This window comes from Comamonas sp. CMM02, from assembly GCF_014851485.1.
Taxonomy (GTDB): domain Bacteria; phylum Pseudomonadota; class Gammaproteobacteria; order Burkholderiales; family Burkholderiaceae_C; genus Comamonas; species Comamonas avium.
The window spans coordinates 904,131-921,155 of record NZ_JACUZW010000002.1 but is presented as its reverse complement, the minus strand read 5'-3'; the positions used below and the strand labels follow the sequence as shown (position 1 = coordinate 921,155).

The window sequence follows — 17,025 nt, the reverse complement described above, 5'->3', positions numbered from 1 at the left end:
AAACTGGCGGAGTGGACGGGACTCGAACCCGCGACCCCCGGCGTGACAGGCCGGTATTCTAACCAACTGAACTACCACTCCTGGCAGGAAGCTTTGCTAGCTACTTTGTAGCTTCAAGCGCCTCAAACTTGGCGACCCTACGGGGATTCGAACCCCGGTACCTACCGTGAAAGGGTAGTGTCCTAGGCCTCTAGACGATAGGGTCATAACCTAGAAATTGCTTCCGATTAAAAAAGCGCCCTTTAAATCAAAGGCGCTTGTTCAATCAAGCAATGCTCAAAACTGGCGGAGTGGACGGGACTCGAACCCGCGACCCCCGGCGTGACAGGCCGGTATTCTAACCAACTGAACTACCACTCCTGGCAGGAAGCTTTGTCAGCTACTTTGTAGCTTCAAGCGCCTCAAACTTGGCGACCCTACGGGGATTCGAACCCCGGTACCTACCGTGAAAGGGTAGTGTCCTAGGCCTCTAGACGATAGGGTCATAACCTAAGAACCGATTTCTCGTTTCTGATAAATCTTGGTGGAGGTAAACGGGATCGAACCGATGACCTCTTGCATGCCATGCAAGCGCTCTCCCAGCTGAGCTATACCCCCACTTGACAACACAACAATTTAGTTATTGTGCTGCACAGAGACTCGAATTATAGACAGGTTTTTAACGGTTTTTCAAACGCGCAAGAATTTTTTCACGTCCAAGTAATTCCAGCACCGCATCTACCGATGGCGTATGCGCTGTGCCTACGGTCAATACACGTACGGGCATGGCCAAAACGGGCATTTTCACGCCCTGCGCTTTCAGCACTTCTTTAATCGCGGCAGAAATTGCATCTTTATCCCACTGCACAGTTTCCATGGCTGCCGCAAATGCATCCAGTACTGGATTGGCAGCTTCGGTCAGGTGCTTGGCAAAGTCTTCCTCGTTACGCTCTACACCGTCGACATAGAACAGCTTGGCCCAGTTGGCCAGATCCACCAGGGTTTCGCAGCGGTCCTTGAAGAGTGCACAAATGCGCACAAAACGGTCATCCGCATCAATCAGGGGTTCAGCTACACCCGCCTTGATCAGGAAAGGCTTGACCTTGGCAGCCAAAGCCACGTCGTCCATAGCCTTCAAGTGCTGGGCATTGACCCAGCGCAGCTTGGCTTCATCAAACTGACCTGCACTGCGCCCCAGGTGGTCCAGATTGAACCACTCCAAAAATTGCTGGCGCGAGAAGATTTCGTCGTCACCGTGGCTCCATCCCAAGCGGGCCAGATAGTTCACCATGGCATCGGCCAAGTAGCCTTCATCACGGTACTGGGTGACGGCTTTGGCACCATTGCGCTTGGACATTTTTTCACCCTGCTCGTTGAGCACGGTGGGCAGGTGGGCAAACACGGGCACTGCGGCACCCAAAGCCTCAAAGATGTGAATCTGGCGAGGCGTGTTGTTCACATGGTCGTCACCGCGAATCACATGGGTGATCGTCATGTCCATATCGTCGACACAGACACAGAAGTTGTAGGTGGGTGTGCCGTCTGGGCGGGCGATCACCAAGTCATCGAGCTCCGAGTTCTGAAACTCGATGCGACCCTTGCACTTGTCTTCCCAGGCAACAATGCCGTCCTTGGGGGTCTTGAAGCGCAGCACGGGTTTGACGCCTTCAGGAATGGCAGGCAGCACCTTTCCTTCTTCAGGGCGCCATGTGCCGTCGTAGCGGGGCTTTTCCTTGTTGGCCATCTGCTTTTCGCGCAGCGCATCGAGCTCTTGCATGCTCATGTAGCAAGGGTAGACATAGCCTTTGGCCTGCAACTGAGCCAGCACTTGCTTGTAGCGATCCATACGCTGCATTTGAAAGAACGGACCCTCGTCGTGGGTCAGCTCCAGCCATTGCATGCCCTCGATGATCACATCCACAGAAGCCTGGGTCGAGCGCTCTACATCGGTATCTTCAATACGCAAGATGAAATCACCGCCATTGGCGCGCGCAAAAGCCCATGGATACAGAGCCGAACGGATATTGCCCAAGTGGATAAAACCAGTGGGCGAAGGTGCAAAGCGGGTGCGAATTTTTTGTGTCATTACAGTGTGTCCAGTCCGCGGGAAAGATCGGCCTTGATATCGTTCAAGTGCTCCAAACCCACGGAGATGCGAATAAGTCCCTGACCCAGGCCTGCAGCTTGACGCTGCGCTTCTGTCAGACGGCCATGCGAGGTGCTGGCGGGATGGGTGATGGTGGTTTTCACATCACCCAAGTTAGCCGTAATGCTACACACCTGCGTATGGTCGACCACGTGAAAGGCATTCTTTCGCAGGTTTTCCGGCGTATCGCCCACAACGTCAAAGGAAAGCACACCGCCCCCCAGGCCGTTTTGCTGGCGCATTGCCAGCTCGTACTGCGAATGGCTCTTCAGGCCGGGGTAGTACACGCGAGCCACTTTAGGGTGTGCCTCCAGCCATGCAGCCAGCTCCAGCGCTGCTGCGCTTTGCGCTTTAACGCGCAAGGCCAAGGTTTCCAAGCCTTTCATCACCGTCCAGGCATTGAAAGGCGCAGCATTCAGGCCACCGCTGCGCAGGAAAGTACCCATCACCTTATCAACCAGGGCGATAGAGCCGCATACAGCGCCAATCATGGTGCGGCCCTGCCCGTCCAGAAATTTGGTGCCAGAGTGCACAACAATGTCAGCGCCCAGTTTGGCTGGCTGCTGCAACACAGGTGTGGCAAAACTGTTGTCTACCGCCAGCAAGGCTCCATGGGCGTGCGCCAGCTCGGCCAAGGCGGCGATATCGCACAGATCGGTCAGAGGGTTGGTGGGCGTTTCCGCAAAGAACAGCCGCGTGTTGGGCTTGATGGCAGCCTTCCACTCGCTGATATCGGTTTGCGAGACAAATGTGGTCTCGACACCAAAGCGCGCCATCTCGGTGCCCAGCAATTTGATGGTGGAGCCAAACATGGACAGCGAGCAGATTACGTGATCGCCCGCCTTCAACATGGTCAGTGCGACCAGCAAAATGGCTGACATCCCCGTGCTGGTGGCCACCGCGCATTCTGTGCCTTCCATAGCCGCCAAGCGCCGCTCAAAGCTGGTTACGGTGGGGTTGCCAGTGCGGCTGTAGGTGTAGCCGTCTTCCTGCGCTGCAAAGCGGCGGGCAGACGTTTCACAGTCAGGCTGCACAAAACTGCTGGTCATGTACAGCGCCTCGCAGTGCTCACCCCACTGGCTGCGGGGCAACGCTTCGCGCACTGCCAGGGTTTCAGGATGCAGGCCTTGTGGAAGTGTTGAATCGGTCACGGCGGCTATTCCTTGTTATGTCTTTGCGTCTTGGTAGAGTGCAAACAACGATGTTGCACCACGAAAAAAGGAGCAACGCACGCAGAGTAGACAAGGAATTCAAAGCAAAACCACTTTGAAGTACTTATTCCACCTGCGCTAGCAGCTCCTTTTATTGTGCCTGCGGGCTTATGACGCCCGGTTGTGAGCTTAGAGCTTATTGCTCCTGAGCATTGGGCAACGACAGGCGGGAAGTGTCCTGCGACTCTTCTTGCGCACCAGCATTGCGCCCTTCATTCAGCGCAGCCACTTCGGCCTCAGAGATATCACCCGTGACATAAATACCGTCAAAGCATGAGGCCTCAAAGCCCTTGACTGCCGGATTGATCTTTCCCACGGCTTGCTTCATGGCATCCACATCTTGGTAGATCAGCGCGTCACAGCCGATGACCTGGCGAATTTCTTCCACGGTGCGGCCATGGGCCACCAGCTCAGTGCGGGTGGGCATATCAATCCCGTACACGTTGGGATGGCGCACCGGTGGGGCGGCTGATGCCAGATACACCTTGTTGGCGCCTGCATCGCGTGCCATTTGCACAATCTCTTTGGAGGTAGTGCCGCGCACGATGGAGTCGTCCACCAGCAGCACATTGCGGCCCTTGAACTCGCTGCCAATCGCGTTGAGCTTTTGACGCACGGACTTTTTGCGCGCCCCTTGGCCCGGCATGATGAAAGTGCGACCCACGTAGCGGTTTTTCACAAAACCTTCACGATAGGGAATACCCAGCAGCTGCGCCAGCTGCATGGCGCTGGGGCGACTGGATTCAGGGATGGGAATGATGGCGTCGATCTCTGCCGGGGGCACGGTGGAGATCACGCGCTTGGCCAGGGTTTCACCCATGTTCAAGCGTGCCTGGTAGACCGAAATGCCATCCATGGTGGAGTCAGGTCGTGCCAGGTACACGTACTCAAACACGCAGGGGTTCAGCACACTGTTTTCTGCACATTGCTCGGAATGCACCTGTCCATCGGTCGTGATGAACACCGCCTCACCCGGCGCCACGTCACGCTCCAGCGTATGCAAAGTACCTTCAAGCGCCACAGATTCAGAAGCCAGCACCCAGGTGCCGTCTGCACCTTTGCCCAGGCACAGGGGACGAATACCGTAGGGGTCGCGGAAAGCCAGCAAACCGTAACCCGCAATCAAGGCGATCACTGCGTAAGAGCCCTTGATGCGCTTGTGTACCGCACGCACAGCCTTGAACACGTCTTGCGTCGTCAGCGGCACGCCGCTGGTGCTGCGACCCAGTTCATGGGCCAGCACATTCAGCAGCACCTCAGAGTCACTCTCGGTGTTGGTGTGGCGGTGGTCGGTGCTGGCCAGCTCTTCGCGCAATTGCTTGGCGTTCGTCAGGTTGCCGTTGTGCACCATCACAATGCCAAACGGTGCGTTCACGTAGAAAGGCTGGGCCTCTTCTTCGCTCTCTGCATTGCCTGCCGTGGGGTAACGTACCTGGCCCAAGCCAATCGTGCCAGGCAATGCGCGCATATTACGGGTGCGAAACACATCCTTCACCATGCCCTTGGCTTTGTGCATGAAGAACTTGCGCTCTTGCTGGGTGACGATACCGGCTGCATCTTGGCCGCGGTGCTGAAGCAGCAGCAAGGCGTCATAGATCAGTTGATTCACTGGCGTGGTACTGACCACCCCGACGATTCCACACATAGTCGCGTTCCATCAATCTGCGGGATTGCTCCCGCGGTATTTGCTTGAAAGCCGTGCCCAAGTCAGGCACAGCATTTACTCTCTCACGTGGAAGGCAACAGCCTTCCCCATTCCACGGACAAGGCGGGCAAGATGCTTGCCACCGCCTCTGTCAACCATGGTGCTGCCAAGGATTGTGTCCACCAACCTTGCGCATGCAGAGGCGTTGACACCACCACCACAGCCAGCACCAAAATCAGAACCGCTGCGCGCAACAGGCCAAACACAGCGCCCAGCGTACGGTCCACCGGCCGCAAACCTGCCGCTTCAACCAATTTTTTGGCCAAGGCGCTGAGCAGTCCCCATACAAAAACGGACAGCACAAAGGTCAGCACAAATCCAATGCCGTACTGCACAGTGGCGTCAAAGCCATCTACAGGCAACAAGGCCGCGACATCTTCAGCAAACAGGCGGGCCACAAAAAAACCAGCCACCCAGCCCACCAAAGAGAACAGCTCAAAAATCAGGCCACGCCAAGCACCCAGCAGCAAGGACACCACCAAAATGCCCAGCAACACACCATCCAAAACAGCCATGTGCTTTCAATGCCCTATTTGTAGGAAGTTATTGTCAGCCAGGCTTACAAAGTCAGCACCGATGCCGGCAGACCCAGGCCCTTGATGCGTGCCGCCGCCTGATCCGCATCACCACGCTGCTCGTAAGGGCCCACACGCACACGTGTGCGCTTGCCGTCTTTGGTATCTACCGCCTGGGTGTACGTCTTCAGGCCTGATCGCTCCAGCTTGCTGCGCACTTCATTCGCTTTGGCCACATCGGCAAAGGCACCCACTTGCACAATAAAGCGTCCTTGCTTGCTGGCCTCTACCTTGGCAGGCGCTGCAGCGGCGGCAGGCACACTGCGCCCCTCCAGCAAAGCACGGGCACGCTCAGCCTCACTCACCGGCTTGGGGGCAGGCACAGGCTTGGGCTCAGGCAATACATCAGGCTTGGGCTCTGGTTTGGGTTCTGGCTTGGGCACCGCGACAGGTGTATGTACAGGCTCAGGCACCAAGCGGGGCGGCTCTGGCGGCTTAGGCACCGTCAAAGGAGCTGGCTCATTCACCACCAGCTCTTCACCATCACCCAGCGCACCATCTGCAATAGGTGGCAAGGCCGAAGCAGGCGCAGACCCTTTGGGTTCCGTTTGAGCCTGTGCACCCGACACGATCAAAGGAGCCACCTGATTGCGATCCGGGATTTCAATCGGCACATCGACCGGAATCGGGCGCGGCTGGGTATCAAACAAGATGGGGAAACCAATGACCCCCAACACCACCAGAACAGCGGCGCCAATCAGGCGATGGCGCGCACGGCGGCGCATGTCATCTACGCTCTCTGCCTGCGCAGTGCGAGAACGCCGTACAGGCGTTTGCTCGCGCTCCTCTTTCTGACCAGGCCAACGGAATTTGAAAAGTGCCATGAAGATGCGTCGCGTAGCGGACCTTATTCGCCCAAATGTTTGGCGTGCAGGCGAGGTGGCCCATCTTTCAAAACCTCACCTACCGTATAGAACGAGCCAAAGACTACGATTCTATCAGCCGGGTCTGCTGCGCGTACGGCAGCATCCAAAGCGGCTTGCGGATTGGCATGCAAGCTGATGGGTACTTCCCGGCGCGTACCGCCAGCCACCACTTGCAGTGCGTTCATTTTTTGCTGCAAATTGGCAGCAGTCTCTGCACGCTCCGTCGGCAGATCGGTGAAATACCAGCGGTCAATCAAGACCCCGACTTTCATCAGCATCGGTGCCAAGTCTTTGTCCGCCATGGCTCCAAAGACTGCATGTGTTGTGGGGTAGTAACCCATGGCATCCAGATTGGCGGTCAGAGCGGCCACCGAATGCGGGTTGTGTGCCACATCCAGTACCAGCGTTGGCTGCCCTGGAATAATCTGAAAGCGGCCCGGCAGCTCCACCATGGCCAAGCCCGTACGCACCGCTTGCGCTGTGACCGGCAACACAGGCCGCAGCGCTTCATAAGCGGCCAAAACCCCCGATGCATTCATCAACTGATTCGCACCACGCAAGGCGGGGTAAGACAAACCTGCATAGCGCCGGTCACGCCCAGCCCAACCCCACTGCTGCTTGTCCCCGTCATAGTTGAAGTCGCGGCCAAACAAACGCAAATCCGCACCAATCTCTGCCGCATGGTCAATCACGCTTTGCGGGGGAACGGGGTCACTGACCACCACCGGACGCCCGGCGCGCATGATGCCGGCCTTCTCACGGCCAATCGTCTCACGGTCATTACCCAAAATAGCAGCGTGATCAATATCTACGCTGGTGATGATGGCGCAGTCTGCATCCACAATGTTGGTTGCATCCAAGCGCCCACCCAGCCCCACTTCCAAGATGGCAACATCCAGCTTGGCCAGGCTGAGCATGCGCATGATGGCCAACGTAGTGAACTCAAAGTACGTCAGCAATACCTCATCACCTTGCAAGCGAGCAGCTTCGACCGCTTCAAAGTGCGGCAAGAAATCGTCGGCCTTGGCGATCTCGCCATGGATGCGGCAACGCTCTTCAAAGTGCACCAAATGGGGCGATGTATAGACACCGGGCTTGTAGCCAGATTGCAGGGCCACGGCCTCCAGCATGGCACAGGTTGACCCCTTGCCATTGGTGCCTGCCACGGTGATCACAGGACAGTCGAATTTCAACTGCATGCGCTGCGCAACTTCGCGCACACGCTCAAGCCCCATGGCAATGGTTTGTGGATGAATTTGCTCGCAGTGCGCAAGCCATTCAGAAAGTGTGGAGAAAGTACTGTGCATACAGGGCATGATTGTGGCGCACCCACGCATGCATCACCATCAACACCATGAGTACCAACAAGATTATTCGTGTTTACGGCATCCCAAACTGTGACACTGTGAAAAAAGCACGCACCTGGCTTACCGAGCAAGGTTTGGATTACGAGTTTCACGACTTCAAAAAGCAAGGCGTACCCGCCGACAAGCTGGCGCTATGGCTGCAGGCAGTAGGCTGGGACAAGCTCACCAACCGCCAAGGAACCACTTGGCGCAAGCTGGATCCCAGCGTTCAAGCCAGCGTGACGGATGCGACCAGCGCCGCCCTGCTACTGCAAGACCATTGCAGCGTCATCAAGCGCCCTGTGGTGGAATGGGCAGATGGGCGTATCACCGTAGGTTTCAAAGCAGATGTCTGGCAAGCAGCCTTGGGATGAGTCCGGCAAGCACACCACACCAACAAATTACCCATCGCGTTCAGGAGACAACCCAGTGACCCTCACATCGCTTCAACGCATTAGCCTTGCTGTCGCCAGTGTGTGCTTGGGATCCAGCCTGCCTTTGGCAGCATCGGCACAGCAAAACTATGCCCGCGTGCTCAGCGCCACGCCCATCTATGAACAAGTGGCCGTGCCGCACGAAGAGTGCATGGACTATGCCCAGCGCACACGCTGCAAGACCAGCACCATCTATGAAGAGCAGTTGGTCGGCTATGACGTGCTCTACGAATACAACGGTCAGCAACACGCGCAGCGCATGGCGCACAACCCGGGCAAACGCATTCCCATACAGGCAGCCACCCCGGGCCACCGCTATGGCAGCAATGACCGCCCCAGCGCCAACAGCGTCACGCCCGGGCAAAAATCTTATGGCTCTGTGGCCCCAGGTGCCCCAGTGGTGGAAAGCATCGAGTACCGCAACAACGATGCAGACATCCCCGTCAATATCGAGATACACCCGGGTCGCCCGCAGCCTCGACGCTGAGCGCACACACCCCTCTTCAAATGAGGCGGTTTTTTACCCGTACCAGTGACCGTGGTGAAGCGACACACCTAAACTTGCGTGTGTAATCACACCCCGATTGCCATCTGGTCAGGAGCTTTTAGATGGGTATCAAGCAATGGCTCACTATCACGAACACTATCGCTGTCACAGCAGGCCTGGCCTGCGCCAGCACCTTCGCCCAAGAGCAGGCGCGCGTACTTTCAGTCATCCCAGTGATGCAGCAAGTGGGTGTGCCACAACAGTTTTGTGAAGATGTGCAGGTTGATGGCGGGCAACGCACCAATGGCACCGGCGCCATCATTGGCGCCGTTGTAGGTGGTGTAGCAGGCAATGCCCTCGGGCGCAGCAGTGGCCGCTCTGCTGCGCGAGGTTATTACAGCCCCCGCGGCTATCACGGCTACGGCCACCATAACTACCGCCAAGGTTCTGACCGGGGCGTTGCAACCATTGTGGGGGCCATTGCAGGCGGCCTGATTGGCAACTTCATCGAAAGCAGCAACAGCCAGCCACGCTACGAAACCGTGCGTCGCTGCACCAATGAAACCGTGTACGAAAACCATACCATCGGCTACGACGTGGCCTATGAGTATGCAGGCCGACGCTACACCACACGGACCGGCAGTCACCCCGGAGCCTGGCTGCCAATTAACGTGCAGCCCCAAGCTGAAAACAGATATTCATCTTCGTACACCGCCAGTGCAAGGCATTTTTCAGGGCCCACCGGCATCTACCAGCCAGCACCGGCCCATATGGTTGTGACCAACAACATCGCCTACGCACAGCCGGGCAACCCGTATGCAGCAGCGTCCACTCACCCAGCCTCGCCTCCCTCTGGACACTGGCGCTAAGCATTCAGCAAGCCCCTGCCCAGGGGCTTTTTCTCGTGCGTTTTGCGAAACCCCAAGGATGGCGCAGGTAGCCTAAAATGGACAGCTTCGATCCAACACCAGCGACTGCGCGTTCACCATGACTACCGAGCATTTCTCCAGCGTCACTTTGACCACCAAGGCCAACGTCTACTTTGACGGCAAGTGCGTAAGCCACAGCTTCACCTTGGCCGATGGCACCAAGAAATCCGTCGGCGTGGTTTTGCCCGCTACATTGACGTTTGGTACTGCCGCTGCAGAAATCATGGAATGCGTGGGTGGTTCTTGCGAATACAAACTGGACGGCAGCGGCACATGGCAAACCTCTAGCGCTGGCGAAAGCTTTCACATTCCCGCGAACTCCAAGTTCGACATCCGCGTGACTGAGGCTTACCACTACATCTGCCATTACGCCTAAGCCTTTGGGCTGGAGCAAATAATTTCAAGCCTTTTATGCCTCTAGCGCTTACTTAGCAAGCGTTGAAAGCTATTAATTTAAAGAGAATCTGATGGAAACCATTCTGCAATCCGTACCCGTCGGCCAAAAAGTCGGCATCGCCTTCTCCGGTGGCCTGGACACCAGTGCCGCATTGCGCTGGATGAAGAACAAGGGCGCTCTGCCCTACGCTTACACCGCCAATCTGGGCCAGCCCGACGAAGCCGACTACGACGAAATTCCCCGCAAGGCGATGGAATACGGCGCAGAACAAGCCCGCCTGATCGACTGCCGCCCTCAACTGGCCAATGAAGGCCTTGCAGCCATCCAGTCCGGTGCCTTCCATATTTCTACCGGCGGCATCACCTACTTCAACACCACCCCACTGGGCCGCGCCGTGACCGGCACCATGCTGGTTGCAGCCATGAAGGAAGATGACGTCAACATCTGGGGCGATGGCTCGACCTTCAAAGGCAACGACATCGAGCGCTTTTACCGTTATGGCCTGCTGACCAACCCTGACCTGAAGATCTACAAGCCTTGGCTGGATCAAACTTTCATTGACGAGCTTGGTGGCCGCTCTGAAATGTCGGCGTTCATGACCAAGGAAGGTTTCGGCTACAAGATGTCGGCCGAAAAAGCCTACTCCACCGACTCCAACATGCTGGGCGCCACCCACGAGGCCAAGGATCTGGAGCAACTGAACTCCGGCATTCGCATCGTCAACCCCATCATGGGCGTGGCATTCTGGAAGCCAGAAGTTGAAGTGAAGGCCGAAGAAGTCTCCATCACCTTTGACGAAGGCCGCCCCGTAGCCATCAACGGCAACGCTGTGACCGACCTGGTTGAAGTGTTCATGGAGCTCAACCGCATCGGTGGCCGCCACGGCATCGGCATGAGCGATCAGATTGAAAACCGCATCATTGAAGCCAAGAGCCGCGGCATTTACGAAGCACCCGGCATGGCGCTGTTGCATATTGCTTACGAGCGCCTGGTGTCAGGCATTCACAACGAGGACACCATCGAGCAGTACCGCATCAATGGCCTCAAGCTTGGACGCCTGCTGTACCAAGGCCGCTGGTTTGATCCACAGGCCATCATGCTGCGCGAAGCTTCGCAGCGCTGGGTAGCACGCGCCGTCACCGGCACCGTGACACTGGAGCTGCGCCGTGGCAATGATTACTCCATCCTCAACACAGAATCGCCCAACCTGACTTACGCACCTGAGCGCCTGTCCATGGAGAAGGTAGAAGACGCACCGTTCAGCCCAGCTGACCGCATCGGTCAACTGACCATGCGCAATCTGGACTTGATCGACACCCGCGACAAACTGGCGATTTACTCCAAGGCAGGCCTGCTGAGTGTGAGCAGCGCCAGCGCCCTGCCTCAGCTGGGTAACGACAAGAAGTAATACTTGTCTTTGAGCGGTGCAACTGCTCGAGTGTTCAACATTAAAAGCCGCTGTATCTCAGCGGCTTTTTTTATGCAGGAGCAACGGCACAGCGGTGCCAGCGCCGTCTTGCACCACTACAGCGATGCAAGAGTTTTTCCTACCAAGCACTTCAAGATGAAAGTGAAAACTGCTTCATCACTGAAAACAAGGAGTTTGCAACAATGAATTCTGCAATCCACCCCTTCAAAGCTGGCAAATGGATGGCCGCATTGGTCTTAGCCACAGCTCTACCCACAGCTTTTGCGGCTGACAACAACAAAGCTGCCGGCCCTGCTGCCACTCCCACTCCGCAGCAACCCTTACCTAACCCTGCGGCAGAGCAAGCACTCAAAAAACACTTTCAAGCTATTTTTTCGGCACTTGAAGGCAAGACAGCGGTACCAGACGCCAAAAACTTCACCGAAGAATTCAACAAACAAGCCAGCTCCGATCAACTCAAACAAGTGTTTGCTCAAGTGCACCAGACCGTTGGCGACTGCCACATTGCGGGACAAATGCGCTCACCCATCTCCTACATCGGCAGCTACTTGCTGCAATGCGACAAAGCCTTTGTTCCCATGGACATCGCCGTAGAAGAACGTGCACCGTATCGCGTGCACAGTCTGCTCATACGCCCCAGCTACAACAAACCGTAATACCAGTCCAGCATTTTGTAACGACCGATCCTTTGTGTTTATCTCCACCACAAGGCTGTTCATATTGGTAAAAACGCAGTAAAAAAACATTCACTGACTCCTACAATGCAATCGCAACTTGGCATGCATCATGCGAATGCCAAGGCGTATATAACTACATTGAAGGAAGACTTGAATGACAAAGAAATTTGTAAGCTTGGCTTTATTGGCCGTTTGTGCAACAGCAGTACAAGCTGCTGATCTGAAGGTCGCAATTGACCCCACCTACGAACCCTTCACCTACAAAACTCCTGACGGCAAGCCCGCAGGCTTTGATGTAGACATTGCCAACGCCGTCTGTGCTGAAATCAAGCGCAACTGTGTATTTGTCGAACAAGTCTGGGACAGCATGATCCCTGGGCTGCAAGCGCGTAAATACGACGTGATCGTCAGTTCGCTATCGATCACCGACGAACGCAAGCGCGTCATTGACTTTTCCGACCGTTACTACAAGACACCCAGTGCCATTGTGGTGAAAAAGGGCACAGAGTACGCGGGCCCGGCCTCGCTCAAGGGCAAGCGTATTGGTGTACTCAAAGGCAGCACCCAAGAAAAATGGGCGCTGGGCGAGCTCAAACCCGCTGGCGTCAATGTCATTCCTTACGAAGCACAAGACCAGGTCTACCTGGACATCAACGCAGGCCGCTTGGACGGCACGGTGGCCGACAAGGTAGAAGTGCACGGCGGTTTCCTGCGCAAGCCTGAAGGCAAAGACTACGGCTATGTGGGCCAAGATCAGTACGAAACCAAGTACTACGGTGACGGTATTGGCATTGGCATGCGCAAGAACCAGAAAGATCTGAAAGAGCAGATCAACAAGGCGATCAAGACGATCCGCAGCAATGGCACCTACAGCACCATTGCCAAGAAGTACTTTGACTTTGACCCATACGGCAACTAAGCTTTAAGGCTGTCACTGCCCGCTGACCGGATTCTCCGGCTGCGGGCAGTCCTGTTTAGGAAAAGCGTCTGCTACGCATGAGCGATTACTACTTATCTATCCTGCAAGGGGCACTGCTGACTGTAGCTGTGTCCCTTGCTTCACTTGTTGTCTCTACGGTACTGGGACTGCTAGGCGCAACAGCCAAGCTGTCTGGTAAAAAACCACTCGTATGGATCTCTACCCTGTACACCACGGTGGTGCGCGGCATCCCTGAACTGGTGCTCATGCTGCTGATTTTTTATGGCGCAGCGATTGGTATTAATACCTTTTTTGAATCAATTGGTTCCGAATTCACGCTGGACCTCAACCCCTTTGTTGCGGGTGTTGGCACTCTCGGTTTTATTTATGGTGCCTACATGACAGAGACATTTCGTGGCGCCATTTTGTCGATCCCACGAGGGCAAATGGAAGCTGCATGGGCCTTCGGCATGGGCTCGACCCAGACCTTCATGCGTATCACCTTGCCGCAAATGGTGCGCTATGCACTGCCTGGTTTTACCAACAACTGGCTGGTGCTGATCAAGGCAACAGCGCTGGTCAGCCTGATTGGCCTGCATGACATGACCTATCTGGCCAAGCAAGCCAGCGCAGCAACGCGTGAGCCCTTTATCTTTTTGCTGTTTGCTGCGGCTTTGTACCTTGTGTTTACCAGTATTTCTCTGTGGGCACTCAAACGCCTGAATGCACGCTATAGCCTTGGTACAGAGAAGGTGCAGTTATGAGCTGGGACATCATCTTTCAACCTGAGCATCTGGCCATGTACGGCAACGGCTTGCTCACCACCTTGTGGTTGCTGATCTCCAGTTTGGCCATTGGCTGCATCTTGGCCTTGCTGGGGGCTATTGCCCTTACCAGTGGCAATCTTGTGCTCGAAAAAATTGTGGGAGCATTTACCTACTTCGTGCGTGGCACGCCCCTGCTGATTCAGGTTTACCTGATTTACTACGGCCTGGCACAGCTGGAATGGATTCAGACCCGCTGGGACGATGTCTGGCCGTGGACGCATTTTAAAGAACCATTTTTCTGCGCCTTCTTGGCTTTCACATTGAATACAGCAGGCTACACCGCAGAGATGCTGGCTGGAGCCATTCGTGAAACCAACCCTGGAGAGGTTGAAGCCGCACGCGCCATCGGTATGAGCCGCTGGCAAATCATGCTGCGCATCGTGCTACCCAGTGCTCTACGCCGTACCCTGCCACCGTATTGCAATGAGGCTGTCATGATGCTGCACTCAACCAGTTTGGCCAGTGTGGTGCCTGCTTTGACCGATGTCACAGCCGTTGCGAGCCGCATCTACTCGGACTACTACCTTCCTTTTGAGGCCTATCTGGCCGCTGCCGTTATTTATTTGTGCGTCACTTTTGCGCTGATTGGTTTTTTTGGATTGCTAGAAAAACGCTTTCTGGCCTATCTGGCACCTCGTACGCACTAACACCGCACACGCATCCATGACATCCACTGCATACAAACTTCAAGCCGAAGGTATCCACAAGAGCTATGGCAGCAACCATGTGCTCAAAGGCGTCACGCTGACCGCCAAGGCAGGTGACGTGATCAGCCTGATTGGCAGCTCTGGTTCCGGCAAATCAACATTGCTGCGCTGCATCAACCTGCTGGAAAAACCCCAGCAAGGCCGCATCGTAGTTGCAGGCCAGGAGCTGCAACTCAAACTTGGCCGCAAAGGCGAGCTGGAGCCTGTAAGTCCGAAACAATTGCAGCAATTGCGCACCAAGCTGTCCATGGTGTTTCAGCATTTCAACCTCTGGGCACACAAGACGGTTCTAGAAAACATCATCGAAGCGCCCATACATGTTTTGGGCCTGCCCAAAGAAGAGGCCATTGAACGTGCTCGTAAATACCTGCGCCTTGTGGGTCTTGAAAACAGGGAAGACACCTGGCCCAATCACATGAGTGGCGGTCAGCAACAACGCGTGGCGATCGCTCGCGCCCTCGCGGTTGAGCCTGAAGTCATGTTGTTTGACGAGCCCACCAGCGCTCTGGACCCTGAGCTGGTCGGTGAAGTACTGCGCGTGATGCAGGTCTTGGCCCAAGAAGGGCGCACCATGGTGGTCGTCACCCACGAAATAGGTTTTGCCCGTGAAGTCTCAAACCACGTGGTCTTTCTGCACCAAGGTTTGATCGAAGAACAAGGTCATCCACGCGAGGTGTTGAGCAATCCACAAAGCGAGCGTTTGGCCAAGTTTTTGTCGGGCAGCTTGAAGTAACTGAGTCACCCAAATTTCGCTTTGCTTGACCGCAGGCACACAAGCACTACGGAACTTTCTTTGACTTACCTCTCTCTATCTTTATGATGCATTACGCACTGCGTATGTATCAGACATATAAAGAAGGGAGAGACACCATGTCCAAAATCCAAACACAACCCTCGCACACCATCACGATTGACCGCTTCACGTTTGAGCCCAAGGCATTGCCTGAAGCTGATGGACGCTTTCACGCACAACTGACTGTCGATAGTGGCAACGGCGCGGGCCGCACTCAGCGTTTTTTCACATTCAAGCCTCTGTTCAAATCAGCAGATCGCGCTTTGGCGTATGCGGCCCAGCAAGCTGGTGAGTGGATGAAACAAAAATCGCTGGCCTGATGTATTTACAGGTCTCTTCGCAGCCAGTACTGGAATACTGGCTGTAAACAAAAAAGCGCTGCGAAATTCACAGCGCTTTTTTAATGCCTAGGCTCTCATGGCTCGTCTGACTTAGAGGACAACGGGTTCAGGTTCCAAGCGTATTCCAAAACGCTCATAAACGCTGGTCTGAATTGCACCTGCCAGAGTCATTACCTCGCCGCCTGTCACGCTGTTTTCACCCGTCCCCCGGTTCACCAGCACCAGTGCCTGCTTCTCATAAACACCGGCATTGCCTACCGTCTTGCCTTTCCAGCCACAGGCATCAATCATCCAGCCTGCAGCCAGCTTGATAGAGCCATTGGGCATCGCGTAATGCACAATTTTCGGCTCCCGCGCCAAGATGTCACGGCACTGATCGTCAGTAACGGTTGGGTTCTTAAAGAAACTGCCGGCATTACCGACCACTGCTGGATCGGGTAACTTGGCGCGGCGAATCGCCACCACCCAATCGAAGATTTGCTGCGCACTAGGATGTTCGACACCTTCGTCCGCTTGCTTACGCTGCAGATCCATGTATCCCAACTCAGGCTTCCAATGTTTGGGTAAAGCAAACCGCACCTTTGTAATCACCGCACGACCTGCCAGCCCCATGCCTTGTACCTTGGCCACTGGTGTACCCACGGGTGAGGCGGGTACATGTTTGAAGACAGAGTCTCGGTAGCCAAATGCGCACTGCGCTGCATCCAAAGTAAATGACTGACCACTGGCCAGGTCCACCGCATCTAATTCATAGAAACGGTCTTGCAGCTCAACGCCGTAGGCACCAATGTTCTGCACTGGCGCGGCCCCTACCGTGCCAGGGACCAAAGCCAGGTTTTCTAAGCCCGGGTAACCATGCTCAACGGTCCAAGCTACCAAATCATGCCAAAGCACGCCTGCTCCAGCCTCCACAATCCAATGGCTGTCTGTCTGTGCAATGGCTGCAATGCCAGCTATTTCCATTTTGAGCACCACTGCATCCATGACATCGCCTGTCAGCACAATGTTGCTACCGCCGCCAAGTACAAATACTTTACGGCCCCGGTAATGTGGACTGGCAACAAACTCTTGCACATCGGCTGCGCTATGAATACGCACCAAGGTGTCTGCACTGGCCACAATGCCGAAGGTATTGCAATCCTGCAGGGGGGTATTTTTCTCGACTAACATCCTTGAGATTGTCGCACTGCACTCAGACCTGTGTCTGCTTGATCTGCCAAGTGCCTTGTCCACCACCCTATTTAAGAAAGTAAAACC

Annotated in this window: 18 protein-coding genes and 5 tRNA genes; 11 read left to right on the top strand and 12 right to left on the bottom strand. The window is 55.5% G+C overall.

What is annotated here, in order from left to right:
• Window positions 1-4 precede the first annotated feature (4 nt).
• From IB213_RS09430 to folC, 11 genes are all read right to left on the bottom strand, one after another.
• Window positions 5-81, bottom strand: a tRNA-Asp gene (locus IB213_RS09430).
• Between the two features lie 48 nt (window positions 82-129).
• Window positions 130-205, bottom strand: a tRNA-Glu gene (locus IB213_RS09425).
• Window positions 206-283: 78 nt separating this feature from the next.
• Window positions 284-360 (bottom strand) — tRNA-Asp (locus IB213_RS09420).
• 48 nt (window positions 361-408) lie between these two features.
• Window positions 409-484 (bottom strand) — tRNA-Glu (locus IB213_RS09415).
• A gap of 37 nt (window positions 485-521) precedes the next feature.
• Window positions 522-597 (bottom strand) — tRNA-Ala (locus IB213_RS09410).
• Window positions 598-658: 61 nt separating this feature from the next.
• On the bottom strand, window positions 659-2,065 hold the full coding sequence (gene gltX / locus IB213_RS09405) for a glutamate--tRNA ligase (protein ID WP_192406064.1): 1,407 nt from the start codon (window positions 2,063-2,065) through the stop codon (window positions 659-661).
• Window positions 2,065-3,276 carry an O-succinylhomoserine sulfhydrylase gene (locus IB213_RS09400; RefSeq protein WP_192406063.1) on the bottom strand — a complete coding sequence of 404 codons (1,212 nt, stop codon included), beginning with the start codon at window positions 3,274-3,276 and terminating at the stop codon, window positions 2,065-2,067. Before IB213_RS09400 ends, gltX begins: the two co-directional genes overlap by 1 nt.
• Window positions 3,277-3,472: 196 nt before the next feature.
• Window positions 3,473-4,981, bottom strand: coding sequence for an amidophosphoribosyltransferase (gene purF, locus IB213_RS09395; RefSeq protein ID WP_191723857.1), 1,509 nt, complete (start codon window positions 4,979-4,981; stop codon window positions 3,473-3,475).
• An 83-nt stretch (window positions 4,982-5,064) separates the two neighbouring features.
• A complete protein-coding gene (locus IB213_RS09390) occupies window positions 5,065-5,556 on the bottom strand; it encodes a CvpA family protein (RefSeq protein WP_192406062.1) in 492 nt (163 codons plus the stop codon).
• A gap of 44 nt (window positions 5,557-5,600) precedes the next feature.
• Window positions 5,601-6,440 carry an SPOR domain-containing protein gene (locus IB213_RS09385; RefSeq protein ID WP_192406061.1) on the bottom strand — a complete coding sequence of 280 codons (840 nt, stop codon included), beginning with the start codon at window positions 6,438-6,440 and terminating at the stop codon, window positions 5,601-5,603.
• 23 nt (window positions 6,441-6,463) lie between these two features.
• On the bottom strand, window positions 6,464-7,789 hold the full coding sequence (folC, locus tag IB213_RS09380; protein WP_191723854.1) for a bifunctional tetrahydrofolate synthase/dihydrofolate synthase: 1,326 nt from the start codon (window positions 7,787-7,789) through the stop codon (window positions 6,464-6,466).
• A gap of 47 nt (window positions 7,790-7,836) precedes the next feature.
• Here folC and IB213_RS09375 point away from each other — a divergent pair, with 47 nt between their 5' ends.
• The 11 genes from IB213_RS09375 to IB213_RS09325 all read left to right on the top strand — a co-directional run bounded on the left by IB213_RS09375 (window position 7,837) and on the right by IB213_RS09325 (window position 15,747).
• Window positions 7,837-8,202 carry an ArsC family reductase gene (locus IB213_RS09375; RefSeq protein ID WP_191723853.1) on the top strand — a complete coding sequence of 122 codons (366 nt, stop codon included), beginning with the start codon at window positions 7,837-7,839 and terminating at the stop codon, window positions 8,200-8,202.
• Between the two features lie 55 nt (window positions 8,203-8,257).
• Entirely contained in the window at window positions 8,258-8,749 is a 492-nt protein-coding gene (locus IB213_RS09370) for a glycine zipper 2TM domain-containing protein (RefSeq protein WP_191723852.1), read from the top strand.
• A 122-nt stretch (window positions 8,750-8,871) separates the two neighbouring features.
• On the top strand, window positions 8,872-9,618 hold the full coding sequence (locus IB213_RS09365; protein WP_225561029.1) for a glycine zipper 2TM domain-containing protein: 747 nt from the start codon (window positions 8,872-8,874) through the stop codon (window positions 9,616-9,618).
• Window positions 9,619-9,736: 118 nt separating this feature from the next.
• On the top strand, window positions 9,737-10,054 hold the full coding sequence (locus IB213_RS09360) for a pyrimidine/purine nucleoside phosphorylase (RefSeq protein ID WP_191723850.1): 318 nt from the start codon (window positions 9,737-9,739) through the stop codon (window positions 10,052-10,054).
• A gap of 91 nt (window positions 10,055-10,145) precedes the next feature.
• Window positions 10,146-11,483 carry an argininosuccinate synthase gene (argG, locus tag IB213_RS09355; protein WP_191723849.1) on the top strand — a complete coding sequence of 446 codons (1,338 nt, stop codon included), beginning with the start codon at window positions 10,146-10,148 and terminating at the stop codon, window positions 11,481-11,483.
• Between the two features lie 203 nt (window positions 11,484-11,686).
• Entirely contained in the window at window positions 11,687-12,160 is a 474-nt protein-coding gene (locus IB213_RS09350) for a hypothetical protein (RefSeq protein ID WP_192406060.1), read from the top strand.
• 175 nt (window positions 12,161-12,335) lie between these two features.
• The gene (locus tag IB213_RS09345) at window positions 12,336-13,100 is read left to right on the top strand and encodes a transporter substrate-binding domain-containing protein (protein WP_192406059.1); all 765 of its coding nucleotides are present in this window, start codon (window positions 12,336-12,338) and stop codon (window positions 13,098-13,100) included.
• A 77-nt stretch (window positions 13,101-13,177) separates the two neighbouring features.
• On the top strand, window positions 13,178-13,864 hold the full coding sequence (locus tag IB213_RS09340) for an ABC transporter permease (protein ID WP_191723846.1): 687 nt from the start codon (window positions 13,178-13,180) through the stop codon (window positions 13,862-13,864).
• Window positions 13,861-14,574, top strand: coding sequence for an ABC transporter permease (locus IB213_RS09335; protein ID WP_192406058.1), 714 nt, complete (start codon window positions 13,861-13,863; stop codon window positions 14,572-14,574). Before IB213_RS09340 ends, IB213_RS09335 begins: the two co-directional genes overlap by 4 nt.
• A 16-nt stretch (window positions 14,575-14,590) precedes the next feature.
• Window positions 14,591-15,367, top strand: a complete 777-nt coding sequence (locus IB213_RS09330) for an ABC transporter ATP-binding protein (protein WP_191723844.1) — start codon at window positions 14,591-14,593, stop codon at window positions 15,365-15,367.
• A 137-nt stretch (window positions 15,368-15,504) separates the two neighbouring features.
• Window positions 15,505-15,747 carry a hypothetical protein gene (locus IB213_RS09325; protein ID WP_191723843.1) on the top strand — a complete coding sequence of 81 codons (243 nt, stop codon included), beginning with the start codon at window positions 15,505-15,507 and terminating at the stop codon, window positions 15,745-15,747.
• 111 nt (window positions 15,748-15,858) lie between these two features.
• On the opposite strand, the gene murB is transcribed toward IB213_RS09325, so the two are convergent.
• Entirely contained in the window at window positions 15,859-16,938 is a 1,080-nt protein-coding gene (murB, locus tag IB213_RS09320) for a UDP-N-acetylmuramate dehydrogenase (RefSeq protein ID WP_192406057.1), read from the bottom strand.
• Window positions 16,939-17,025 lie beyond the last annotated feature (87 nt).